Here is a 10,744-nt window from a genome sequence, read left to right as displayed (position 1 = left end):
GCCGCGCTCACTTGACGGAGCCGGCCGTCAGACCGCCCACCAGGTAGCGCTGGAAGATGAGGTAGAGGGCGACGACCGGCACGGCGCAGACGATCGAGGCGGCCATCATCTGGCCGTAGATCGGGACAGCGCCGCCCTCTTGCGCGGTGCCGAGCACCTGCAGGACCACGGCCACCGTCCGGGTGTTCGGGGTCGTCATGATCGTGGAGAACAGGACGTCGTTCCAGCCGAGCAGGAAGGCGAAGATCGCCGAGACGACGATGCCGGGCCACGACAGCGGCAGGACGATCTTCGTGAGGATCTTCGTGCTCGAGGCGCCGTCGATGCGGGCGGCCTCCTCGAGTTCCTTGGGCAGACCACGCAGGTACGTGACCATGACCCAGGTCGAGAACGGCAGGGCGAACGTCAGGTAGGTGACGAACAGACCCCAGCGGGTGCCGATGATCTGCACGCCCGTGGCACTGGCGATGTTCGAGAACACCACGAACACGGGCAGCAGCAGGAGCGTGCCGGGGATCGACTGCAGCGCGAGGAGCCCACGCAGGATGGTCAGGCGGCCGAGGAACCGGAACCGGACCAGCACGTACGCGGTGGACACGGCGAGCGCCGCACTCGCGATGGCGACCGCGCCGGCGGTGAGCATCGAGTTGACCAGCCCCTCGCCGAGGGCGACCGTGGACCAGATCTCGACGTAGTTCGACAGCGTGAACTCGGACGGGAAGTACTCGCCGCGGGCGACCGCGACGTCCGAGTTCACCGAGCCGAACAGGATGTACAGGACCGGGACGGCGATGAACGCGATGATGATCGCGATCACCACGATGAGCAGCCAGCGGGGCAGGAGCCGGGTGACGTCGGTGTCGTAGGGGCGCTTGTGGCGTCGACCGGGTGCGGTGATGCTCTCGGTCAAGGTCGACGTCGGGCGGGTCCGGGTGGTGCCGGCGAAGGATGTGCTCTGGGTGCTCATGCTCGTGCTCCGTCGATGTCGGCGGCGGTCGGGGCGGCGGCGAGCGTGGCGCGGTCGGCGCGGCGCTGCTTCCGGTTGGGGCCCGCGTCGTCACCGGTGTCGAGCTTGACGGCTCGCAGGTAGACGAACAGCGGGATGGCGACGATCACGAGGGAGCAGATCGCCATGGCCGCGGACAGACCGAAGCGGAACGACTGGAAGCTCGCGATGTACGTCAGGACGGGCATGACCTCGACGCTCGACGGCAGCGGGATGCCGAACAGCACGAACGGCAGGGTGAAGTTGTTGATGTTGTGCAGGATCGCGATGATCACCGCCAGGCTGAGCGGCCCGCGCAGGTACGGGAAGATGATGTAGCGGAGCTTCGCCCACCAGGTCACCCCGTCGAGCGCGGCGGCCTCGTGCACCTCGTTGTCCACGGCCTGCAGTCCGGCGAGCGACAGCAGGTAGACGAACGGCCAGCTCGTCCAGATCATCACGCCGGCCAGCGCCCAGTACGACGCGGAGCCGTTCAGCCAGAGCACGTCGGTGTGCAGGATCGAGTTCACGACGCCCTGCGGCTGCAGCATCGTGCGGAAGAACGTGCCGACGACGAACGCGGGCAGCACGTACGGGATCAGGTAGATCGACCGGACGAGGCCGCGCCCCGGGAACCGGTTCTGCGTCGAGATCGCGGCCGCGACGCCGATCGGCACGGTGACCGCGGTGACCAGGACGGACAGCGACACCGAGATCCAGATCGAGTGGAGCAGGGGCGAGTTCGTGAAGGCCTCGGTGAAGTTCGCGAAGCCGATGAAGGGAGCGCTGAACCACTGCCGCAGCGTGTACTGGTCCAGGTCGAGCATCGCGATGTAGAAGCCCACCAGGAGCGGCACCACGATGACGGCGAGCATGAGGACCCCGCCGGGGATGAGCATCCAGAGCGGACGCTCCTTCTTGTACAGCGGCGTCGTGCCGTGCGGGCGGACCGTCTGCTCCGTGCGCTGCGGCGGTCTGGTCTGGGTGCTGGTCATCACAGACCTCCGTTCTTCTGACGGTCGAGGGTGGACTGGGCGTCCTTCTGGGCGTCCTGCAGACGCTTGCGGAGCTGGTCGTCGGTGACCTCGCCGCTCTTGAGCGACGGGATCGACTGCACGACCACGTCGACCAGGGCGAGCTGGATGTCGGACCAGGCGCCGGTGAAGGCGGTGGGCTTCGACAGGCGGCCCGCGTCGATGATCGGCTTGAGCTGCGGGTTGTCTGCTGCCAGGTCAGCGGCGGCGGACGCATTGGTCGGCAGGTTGCCGAACAGGTCGTAGTACTCGAGCTGCGCCTTCGGTGCGCTGAGCTGCTTGACGAAGTCGAAGGACAGCTGCTGCTTCGTGCCGTAGTCGGCCACCACCCAGTTGTCGCCGGACAGGATGCTCGCGGCCTCGATGCCGTCGGCCGGGCGCTCGCTGGCCCCCGGCGGGACGGTGGGGAGCAGGGCGAACTCGTACTTGCCGTCGACCTTGGTGTCCTTGAACGAGTTGATCGCGGTGGTGGTCGTCATCGGGAAGAACGCGGCCTTGCCCTCGGTGAACTGGGCCAGGGCCTGCGCGTTGTTCCAGCCGATCGCGGCCTTGTCGACGACGCCGTCCTTCGTGACCCAGTCGAAGTAGGTCCGGTACGCGTTCTCGACGGCGTCGCTGTCGATCTCGGCCTTCGAGCCGTCGACGATGGTGTTGCCGGCGTTCTGCGCCATGCCCCACACGAACTTCCACGGGTCGAAGCCGTCGGCGTAGGCGATCGCCAGGCCGTGCCGGTCACCGGTCGTCGTCGCCTTCGCGTCCTCGGTCAGCTCGTCCCACGTGGTCGGCATGTCGGTGATGCCGGCCTTCGCGAGCAGGTCCTTGTTGACGGCCATCACGAACGGACGGCTGGCGAACGGGATCCCGATCTGCTTCGAGTCGCTCGGCCCCGAGATGCCGAACGAGGCCGGGTCGAACTGGTCCTTGCCGCCGATGGCCTTCCACTCCTTCGATCCCATCTCGACGAAGGCACCGGTGGCGTAGGCGGTCGGGGTGAACGTGGTGCCGATGGCGTAGACGTCGGGGCCCTGGCCGGAGATGACGCTGGTCTGGATGGCGGTCAACTCCTCCTGCGCGGACGAGTAGGTCTCCCACTGGATGTCCGCACCGGTGGTGCGCTTGAACTCGGCAGCGGTGTCCTGCTGCCACTGCTTGCGCTCCTTGGGGTACGTGGTGTCCGCGCCCATCATCACGCGGAGGGTGTTCGGGTCGTCGCCGCTGCCGTTCACGACGGCGCAGCCCTGCAGGGAGAGAGCGGCGAGGGCGATCACCGCGACGGCACCGACGAGGGTGCGGGGCTTCAGCCGTGTTCTGTTCATCCGGGGGCTTCCTCCTCGAGACCTCCTCCGGGCGGCGCTGCCCGGTGGCACCACTGTTCCGCCGTTGGCAACATCCGGCAACCGGTTGCCACTTGTTGCCAGACGCGAATACGTTCGGCCTCGTGAGCGACACAGACATCGACGTCTCCGGCGCCGGCAGCGGCTTCGGCACGCGATCCGACGCGAGCGCCGACACGAGCGCCGGCGCCGGCTTCAGCGCTGCCCGGCGCGTGACCATCCGGGACATCGCCGACGCGACCGGCGTGGCCCCGTCCACCGTGTCCCGCGCACTCTCGCTGCCCGACCGCGTGAACCACACCACGCAGGAGCGCATCCAACGAGCGGCCCGCGAACTCGGCTACGTCGCCAACTCGCAGGCACGCGCCCTGACGTCGGGCCGCACCCGGGCCGTCGCCGTGCTCGTCTCCGACATCACGAACCCGTTCTACTTCGACGTCATCCGTGGCACGCAGCACCAGCTCGCCGGCGCCGGGTGGACGCAGTTGCTCGTCGACACCGAGGAGTCCGCCGACGCCGAGCTCGCCACCCTGAGCTCGATCGGCGCGAAGGCCGACGGCGTCGTCCTCACCGCCTCACGCCTGTCCGACGCCCAGATCGCCCGGTTCGCCGAACGGATCCCCCTCGTCGTCGTCAACCGTCGCCCCGCCGGGGTGCCCTCGGTGCTCATCGACACCCCCGGCGGCGTCGAGCAGGCCGTGCAGCACCTCGTCTCCCTGGGCCACCGCGACGTGCTCTACGTCGCCGGTCCGGACAGCTCGTGGTCGAACGAACGCCGGTGGAAGGCGCTCGTGCGCGTCGCGAAGCGCCTCGGCGTCCGCGTCGCCCGCATCGGGCCGCACGCGCCGTTCGTCGACTCCGGAGCCGCAGCCGCCGACGCCGCCGTGCACGCCGGGGCCACGGCCTGCATCGCCTTCAACGACCTGATCGCGATCGGCATGCTCGCGCGGCTGCGGGAACGGGGCGTCCGCGTCCCCGAGGACATGAGCATCGTCGGCTGCGACGACATCTTCGGTGCCGACTTCTGCAACCCGCCGCTCACCACGATGACCTCGCCGATCGAACGCGCCGGCCGGGTCGCGATCCGGATGCTGCTCGGCCGCCTCGGTGCGATCCCCGCCGACGAGCTGCCCGGTGAGCACATGACCGGCGCCGTCGCACTGCCCACCCACCTGACCGTCCGGGAGTCGACGGGTCCCGCGCCCGCCTGACACTGGCGCACACCCTTCCCCGCCGTTCTCCCGTTCCCCGCCGTCCCGGCCGTTCCCCGAAGGAGTCGATGATGACCCAGACCAGCACCGCCACCCGTCTCGCCCCGCACCCCGACCGGCTGCTCCCCGCCGACCCCGGTGCACGCCAGGTGGCACGGACCGTCTACGACGCGGTCAAGGACGCACCGATCATCTCCCCGCACGGCCACGTCGACGCGGCGCTCATCGCCGCCGACCAGCCGTTCAGCGACCCCGCGTCGCTGCTCATCACGCCCGACCACTACGTGCTCCGCCTGCTGCACGCGAACGGGGTGGACCTGGCCGCGCTGGGACGCGCGGACCTGTCGGGGACCAGCCCCGTGCCTCCCGGTCGCGCCATCTGGCGGAACCTGGCGGACCACTGGGACGACTTCCTCGGCACCCCCGTCCGCTACTGGTTCGAGACCGAGCTGCACGACGTCTTCGGACTGACGGAGCAGCCGTCGGCGGCGAACGCCGACGCCCAGTACGACCACATCGCCGGCCTGCTGGCCTCCCCCGCCTTCCGCCCGCGCGCGCTGTTCGACACCTTCGGCATCGAGGTCCTCGCCACCACCGACGGCCCCGCCGACGACCTCGCCGCGCACGCGCAGCTCGCCGCCGACCCCACGTTCACCGGCCGGGTGGTCCCCACCTTCCGCGCGGACGCCGTGTTCGACCCGTCGCGGCCGGACTGGAGGCCCGTGGTCGCGTCCGTCGGAGAAGCCGCCGGCATCGACACGGGCAGCCACGCAGGGCTGTTGGCAGCACTCCGCGCACGTCGCCAGTACTTCATCGAGCACGGCGCGACGGCCACGGACACCGGGGTGCTCGACGCCGGATCGTCGCCGTTGTCCGCCACGTCGCGCGAGCGAATCCACGCCGAGGCGCTCCGCGACCCGTCTTCCGTCTCCGAGGCGGACGCCACCGCGTACCGGCACGACATGCTCTACCGCTGGGCCGAGATGAGCGTCGAGGACGGCCTCGTCATGCAGCTGCACCCCGGCGTCATCCGGAACCACCACGCGCCGACGCTCGAACGCTTCGGCCCGGACACCGGCCACGACCTGCCCGCCGTCGGCTCCTTCACCACGCCGCTGCGGCCGCTCCTGGACTCCTTCGGCACCGCTCCGGGCTTCCACCTCGTGCTGTTCACCGTCGACGAGACCGTCTTCTCGCGCGAGATCGGCCCGCTCGCCGGCTTCTACCCCGCCGTCTACGCCGGAGCGCCGTGGTGGTTCATCGACACCCCGGCGGCGATCGGCCGCTACCGTTCCGCGATCACCGACTCGGCGTCGTTCACGAAGACCTCCGGGTTCATCGACGACACCCGGGCGTACTGCTCCATCCCCGCGCGGCACGACATGGCGCGGCGAGCGGACGCGGCGTACCTGGCGTCACTCGTCGTCACGCACGAGATCTCGGAAGAGGACGCCGTCCGCACCGCACGGCGGATCGTGTCCGACATCCCGCGGGCGACGTTCAAGCTGTAGCGGTGCGGGCCGTGGCCGGGGCCGGGGCTGTGACGCTGCGGACGCGTTCCAGCGCGGAACGGATCTCGGCTTCGGCGGTCTCGGCGTCGAGCGCCCACCGGCACTCGAGCGAGACGGCGCCCCGGTACCCGCCGTCGTGCACGGCGGCGAGGAACTCGTGCCAGACGTCGTCGACCGTGCCGGGTGGCCGACGGTCCGGGTCGCTGAGGTGGACGTGCCCGATCCGGTCGCCGTGGCGCCGCAGGACCTCGAAGGACTCGCCCTCGTTCCGGATGTGGAACAGGTCGGCGACGACGCCGACGCCGTCGAGGGCTGCACCGTCGAGGAACGACACCGTCGCCTCGACTGTGTGCAGGACGTTCGTCTCCGCGCGGCTCAGGGGTTCCACCACGATGCGCAGGTCGTTCGCGGCGGCCACATCGCGTGCGGTCCGGACCACCTCGCCGAACCGGCGAAGGGCGTCGTCGCCCGCCATGCCGTCGGGAGCGTTCCGAGCGGTCCCCGACCCGAAGACGATCGTCGCGCCCGGTTCCGCGACCGACCGCACGATCGGCAGGACCGACTCGAAGTACGACCGGACCGTCCCGAGCTCCGTGGTCAGCAGCGGGAGATCGCCGGGCACCAGGATGGCGAAGGACGGGAACCGCTGGCCGGCGTAGACCTCGTTCCGCCGCCACCCCGTTCCGTCGCGGACCGCGAGGTTGCCGGCGATCGTCGGCTCCACGTGGTCCGCGCCCGCGCGGCGGACCACCTCGGTCAGTTCTGCCCCGGCCACGACGCCGAGTCCCCTGGACGACATGCGGTCCATGCAACTCGTCCGAGGTGCCGACGGCGACTGTTGCCGTCCGTTGCCACCGGCGCCGGTACGGTCGGACGATGGACCTCGACGTCACCGCTGCGTACGGCGACCGTGCGGGCGAGTACGCGGAGGTCCTCGGATCGATGTCGGCCGTCCAGGACGAGGACCGGACACAGGTCGAGGCCTGGGCGTCGGGATCCGGTGCTCGCATCCTCGACGCAGGGTGCGGGCCGGGGCATTGGGCCGCACACCTGGCGGATCGTGGGCACGCAGTGATCGGCATCGACGCGGTCGCACCCTTCGTCGAGCACGCACGACGTGCGCACGACGGCGTCGACTTCCGCCTGGGCGCGATCGAGTCCACCGGTCTCGACGACGGCAGCGTCGACGGGGTGCTCGCCTGGTACTCCGTGATCCACCACGATCCGTCCTGCGTCGGCGAGGTCTTCGCCGAGTTCCGCAGGGTGCTCCGGCCGGGCGGCGGCCTGCTGGTCGGGTTCTTCGAGGGGCCTTCGATCGAGTCCTTCGACCACGCGGTCGTCACGGCGTACCGGTGGCCGACGGGCGCGCTGGCGGAGGTCCTCGAGGACCACGGGTTCGACGTGGTGGACGTCCGGGCCCGGGTCGATCAGGGACAGCGGCCGCACGCTGCCATCCGCGCGAAGCGGCGGTGAGTCCGGTCAGCTCCGGCGGGTCGCGAGGCGGGTGAGCGCGTCGGCGTACTCGGTGAGCGCGCGGTCGAGCAGTGCGTCGAGATCAGTGCGCATGACGTTCATCCCGCGAGCGTACCGGGGCATCAGGGCTGCCAGCCGGGGGTGACGAGGCCGGTCTCGTAGGCGAAGACGACGAGTTGCGCGCGGTCACGCGCGCCGAGCTTGATCATCGCGCGGGACACGTGCGTCTTCGTGGTGAGCGGGCTGACGAAGAGCTGCTCGGCGATCTCGGTGTTGGTGAGGCCGATCGCGACGAGCTGCATGACCTCGCGCTCACGGTCGGTGAGGACGCCGAGCCCCGGAGCGAGGGACGCGGGCTTGGCGTGGGTCGCGTAGGCCTCGATCAGGGAGCGGGTCGCCCGCGGCGAGAGGAGCGAGTCCCCGGCGACCACGGTCCGGACAGCCCGGAGGAGTTCGGCCGGCTCCGTGTCCTTCACCAGGAACCCGGCGGCACCGGAGCGGATCGCCTCGAACACGTAGTCGTCCTGCTCGAAGGTCGTGAGGATGACCACGTGCACCCCGTCGAGCGCGGCGTCGGCGCTGATCCGTCGCGTCGCAGCGATGCCGTCGGTGCCCGGCATCCGAATGTCCATGAGCACGACGTCGGGACGCAGGCTACGGGCGAGGTCGACGGCGGCGTCCCCGTCCCCCGCCTCGCCGATGACGGTCATGCCCGGCTCGGCATCGAGGAGCGCCCGGAGACCGGCGCGGACGAGCACCTGGTCGTCGACGAGCAGGACGGTGATGGTGGTCATGCGCTGGCACCTTCCGACGTGTCGGCCGGATCCACTGCGCCGCCCGCGGAGTCGACCGAACCATCCGTTCCCAGCGGCAACCTGGCCGCAACCCGCCAGCCGCCGTCGGTCGTCGGGCCGACCCGCAGGTCGCCGCCGACCGCGGCCGCTCGCTCCCGCATGCCGATGACGCCGTTGCCCGTCGTGCCGATCCCGGCCGGCACGGCGGTGCCGTCGGACGAGGTCGGCGCGCCGGGCGTCGGTCGGTCCTCGACTGCGAGGTCCAAGACGTCGGGTCCGATGGTGACCTCGATGCGGGCGACGTGCCCCGTGGCGTGCTTCATGACGTTGGTCACGGACTCCTGCACGATGCGGAACGCGCTGCGCCCGGTGGTCCCCTGCACCGACCCGAGATCGCCGTCGACGCAGAGCTCGATGGCGACGCCGGCGGCTCGGGCACGTTCCACGAGGTCGGGGACACGTTCGAGTCCGGGGACGGGACTCCGGTCCGGTCCGTCACCGTCACCGTCGCGCCGGTCGCTGTCGACCGACCGGAGGACCCCGAGGATCGTCCGGAGCTCGACGAGGGCATCGCGACTCGAGTCACGGATGTTGACCAGGGCCTGTCTGGTCGGAGCCGGGAGTTCCGCACCGAGGTGCAGCGCGACGCCGGCCTGCAGGGTGATCAGGGACATGCTGTGGGCAACCGAGTCGTGCAGCTCCCGTGCGATGCGCACCCGTTCCTCACCCGCGCGCCGACGCTCGGCCTCGACACGGGCACGACGGCGTTCGGCCACGCGTTCGGTCCGCACCCGGACGAGTTCGGCGACCACGATCGTCACCGTGACCCACGCGACGCAGAGTCCGACGGCCGCGAGGTCGATCGTCGGTGCCCGTCCGAGCACGACGTCGGCCGTCGGCAGGACGGCCACTGCGACGACCGCGGCAGCAGCGACGGTCCGACGGTGGCCGCGCAACCACGCGTTCGCCATCGCCATCGTCAAGGCGGCCACGAACGGTCCGCGCGGACTGACGACGACGGCGTACCCGACGGTCGTGGCCAGGGTCAGCAACAGCACGGAGCGCGGCCACCGCCAGCGCCAGGGCAGGACGACGACCCCCGCCACGAGCAGCGCGACCGCGAGTGGGCCCAGGACGACCGGGTCCACTCCGACGGCCGCCGCGGATCGGGTCCACGGTGGTCCGCCCGGACCGGCGGGCGTGATCCGCGCGGCCAACAGGGTCCCGACGATCTGCACGAACGCGACCGGCACGACCCGCCCGACCCGGGCGAACCGGGGACGTCCCCGCCACCGGGCACCGGCCCGGTCGAGGTCATCGCTGCGCGGTGCCGTGGTCATGGGTCGAGCCTAGGGTCGCCCGTCCGCGGCGGCATCGGCCGCACGAGGACCTGTGGACTACTCCCCCGGGAGTACCGGGGTGTGCAGGAGAATCCCGTCCACACCCGCGGGAGCAGACGGAAGTGCCCCTCGGTGGCGGACGCGGGACGGGCCTCCAGACCGGACGCTTGTCCTGTCGCTCCTGCGGCACCCAACCCGACCACTGGAGGTCTCCGTGTTCAGCACCATCTCGGCAACAGCATTCACCGCGGCAGCGACGTACGGGCCGCACTGGCAGGGCCCGGGCTTCCCGTTCTTCGTGTTCCCGGTGTTCTTCTTCGTCACGTTCCTCGTCGTCTTCCTGGTGTTCGGCGTGCTCCGACGCGGGTCGTGGCGGGCCCGTTCCGACGCTCGCGGCGTCCTCGCCGACCGCTTCGCGCGCGGCGACATCGACGCCGAGGAGTACCGCGCCCGGCTGTCCGAGCTCAGCCGGAAGTGACCGACAGCGCCGCGAGGATCGTCGTCACCGTGTCGTCGACCGGCCCGTCAATGGAGACATCGACGGCGGCCTCGTCGGCCTGCGGTCGTTCGAGCGTCGCGAACTGGGAGTCGAGCAGCGACGACGGCATGTACTCGTGGTGCCGGTGCGCCTGCCGCTCGGCGACGAGGTCGTGCGAGCCGTCCAGGAACGCGATGACGAGGCCCGGCGCCGACTGCCGGAGCCGATCGCGGTAGACGCGCTTGAGGGCCGAGTTGGCCATCACGCAGCGGCTCCCGGACGCCTCGACGGCGGCGATCCGCGCGGCGCAGGCGTCGAGCCACGGCCAGCGGTCGTCGTCGGTGAGGGGGATGCCCTGCCGCATCTTCTCCTTGTTCCCGGCCGGGTGCAGGTCGTCGGCGTCGACGAACACGGTCGGTTGGCCCTGCTCGGCGAGCGCGTCGGCGAGCGCCTGCCCGATGGTGGACTTGCCGGACCCGGAGACGCCCATGACGAGGACGGGTGGGAGGACAGCGGTGTCGGTCATCCCTCCACAGTATTGACGGGGTGAACAGTGGTCCCCAGTTGCCGTAACACCCGTGCGG

General features: G+C 70.8%; 11 protein-coding genes. 4 read left to right on the top strand and 7 right to left on the bottom strand.

All coding sequences use genetic code 11. From position 1 onward, the window contains the following. Window positions 1-7: 7 nt before the first annotated feature. Genes EDF53_RS17410 through EDF53_RS17400 form a run of 3 tightly spaced genes read right to left on the bottom strand, consistent with a single transcriptional unit; the run spans window position 8 to window position 3,335 of the window. Window positions 8-967 (bottom strand): carbohydrate ABC transporter permease, encoded by a 960-nt coding sequence (locus tag EDF53_RS17410; RefSeq protein ID WP_173170724.1) that lies wholly within the window; start codon window positions 965-967, stop codon window positions 8-10. Then, a complete protein-coding gene (locus EDF53_RS17405) occupies window positions 964-1,980 on the bottom strand; it encodes a carbohydrate ABC transporter permease (protein WP_123294721.1) in 1,017 nt (338 codons plus the stop codon). Before EDF53_RS17405 ends, EDF53_RS17410 begins: the two co-directional genes overlap by 4 nt. Next, on the bottom strand, window positions 1,980-3,335 hold the full coding sequence (locus tag EDF53_RS17400; protein WP_123294720.1) for an ABC transporter substrate-binding protein: 1,356 nt from the start codon (window positions 3,333-3,335) through the stop codon (window positions 1,980-1,982). The genes EDF53_RS17405 and EDF53_RS17400 overlap by 1 nt, the downstream gene beginning before the upstream one ends. A 230-nt stretch (window positions 3,336-3,565) precedes the next feature. Here EDF53_RS17400 and EDF53_RS17395 point away from each other — a divergent pair, with 230 nt between their 5' ends. Beyond that, window positions 3,566-4,564 carry a LacI family DNA-binding transcriptional regulator gene (locus EDF53_RS17395; RefSeq protein WP_111084911.1) on the top strand — a complete coding sequence of 333 codons (999 nt, stop codon included), beginning with the start codon at window positions 3,566-3,568 and terminating at the stop codon, window positions 4,562-4,564. Between the two features lie 71 nt (window positions 4,565-4,635). Further along, window positions 4,636-6,075, top strand: a complete 1,440-nt coding sequence (gene uxaC / locus EDF53_RS17390) for a glucuronate isomerase (RefSeq protein ID WP_123294719.1) — start codon at window positions 4,636-4,638, stop codon at window positions 6,073-6,075. Here uxaC and EDF53_RS17385 read toward each other — a convergent pair. After that, complete coding sequence (locus EDF53_RS17385; RefSeq protein WP_185021097.1) at window positions 6,065-6,874, bottom strand: sugar phosphate isomerase/epimerase; 810 nt, start codon at window positions 6,872-6,874, stop codon at window positions 6,065-6,067. The genes uxaC and EDF53_RS17385 overlap by 11 nt on opposite strands. A gap of 77 nt (window positions 6,875-6,951) precedes the next feature. On the opposite strand from EDF53_RS17385, the gene EDF53_RS17380 reads away from it, so the two are divergent. Then, a complete protein-coding gene (locus tag EDF53_RS17380) occupies window positions 6,952-7,548 on the top strand; it encodes a class I SAM-dependent methyltransferase (RefSeq protein WP_123294717.1) in 597 nt (198 codons plus the stop codon). 122 nt (window positions 7,549-7,670) lie between these two features. Here the strand turns inward: EDF53_RS17380 and EDF53_RS17375 are convergent, their stop codons facing one another. Both EDF53_RS17375 and EDF53_RS17370 read right to left on the bottom strand, forming a co-directional pair. Then, window positions 7,671-8,342 (bottom strand): response regulator transcription factor, encoded by a 672-nt coding sequence (locus tag EDF53_RS17375; RefSeq protein WP_123294716.1) that lies wholly within the window; start codon window positions 8,340-8,342, stop codon window positions 7,671-7,673. Continuing rightward, on the bottom strand, window positions 8,339-9,682 hold the full coding sequence (locus EDF53_RS17370; protein WP_123294715.1) for a sensor histidine kinase: 1,344 nt from the start codon (window positions 9,680-9,682) through the stop codon (window positions 8,339-8,341). Before EDF53_RS17370 ends, EDF53_RS17375 begins: the two co-directional genes overlap by 4 nt. Before the next feature lie 214 nt (window positions 9,683-9,896). On the opposite strand from EDF53_RS17370, the gene EDF53_RS17365 reads away from it, so the two are divergent. Then, window positions 9,897-10,160 (top strand): hypothetical protein, encoded by a 264-nt coding sequence (locus EDF53_RS17365; RefSeq protein ID WP_260216041.1) that lies wholly within the window; start codon window positions 9,897-9,899, stop codon window positions 10,158-10,160. Here the strand turns inward: EDF53_RS17365 and EDF53_RS17360 are convergent. Beyond that, window positions 10,147-10,686, bottom strand: coding sequence for a gluconokinase (locus tag EDF53_RS17360; RefSeq protein ID WP_123294714.1), 540 nt, complete (start codon window positions 10,684-10,686; stop codon window positions 10,147-10,149). The two genes, EDF53_RS17365 and EDF53_RS17360, sit on opposite strands and share 14 nt — an antisense overlap. Window positions 10,687-10,744: the final 58 nt, after the last annotated feature.

The organism is Curtobacterium sp. PhB78, assembly GCF_003751685.1.
Taxonomy (GTDB): Bacteria; Actinomycetota; Actinomycetes; order Actinomycetales; family Microbacteriaceae; genus Curtobacterium.
The sequence above is the reverse complement of the archived record's forward strand: the minus strand, read 5'-3'. Positions and strand labels throughout refer to the sequence as shown.

What these genes read in the sequence shown, in the direction of transcription:
- EDF53_RS17375 (WP_123294716.1), bottom strand. Translation starts at nt 8,342, where the DNA reads ATGACCACCATCACCGTCCTGCTCGTCGACGACCAGGTGCTCGTCCGC.
- EDF53_RS17370 (WP_123294715.1), bottom strand. Translation starts at nt 9,682, where the DNA reads ATGACCACGGCACCGCGCAGCGATGACCTCGACCGGGCCGGTGCCCGG.
- EDF53_RS17380 (WP_123294717.1), top strand. Translation starts at nt 6,952, where the DNA reads ATGGACCTCGACGTCACCGCTGCGTACGGCGACCGTGCGGGCGAGTAC.
- EDF53_RS17400 (WP_123294720.1), bottom strand. Translation starts at nt 3,335, where the DNA reads ATGAACAGAACACGGCTGAAGCCCCGCACCCTCGTCGGTGCCGTCGCG.
- EDF53_RS17405 (WP_123294721.1), bottom strand. Translation starts at nt 1,980, where the DNA reads ATGACCAGCACCCAGACCAGACCGCCGCAGCGCACGGAGCAGACGGTC.
- EDF53_RS17410 (WP_173170724.1), bottom strand. Translation starts at nt 967, where the DNA reads ATGAGCACCCAGAGCACATCCTTCGCCGGCACCACCCGGACCCGCCCG.
- uxaC (WP_123294719.1), top strand. Translation starts at nt 4,636, where the DNA reads ATGACCCAGACCAGCACCGCCACCCGTCTCGCCCCGCACCCCGACCGG.
- EDF53_RS17385 (WP_185021097.1), bottom strand. Translation starts at nt 6,874, where the DNA reads ATGTCGTCCAGGGGACTCGGCGTCGTGGCCGGGGCAGAACTGACCGAG.
- EDF53_RS17360 (WP_123294714.1), bottom strand. Translation starts at nt 10,686, where the DNA reads ATGACCGACACCGCTGTCCTCCCACCCGTCCTCGTCATGGGCGTCTCC.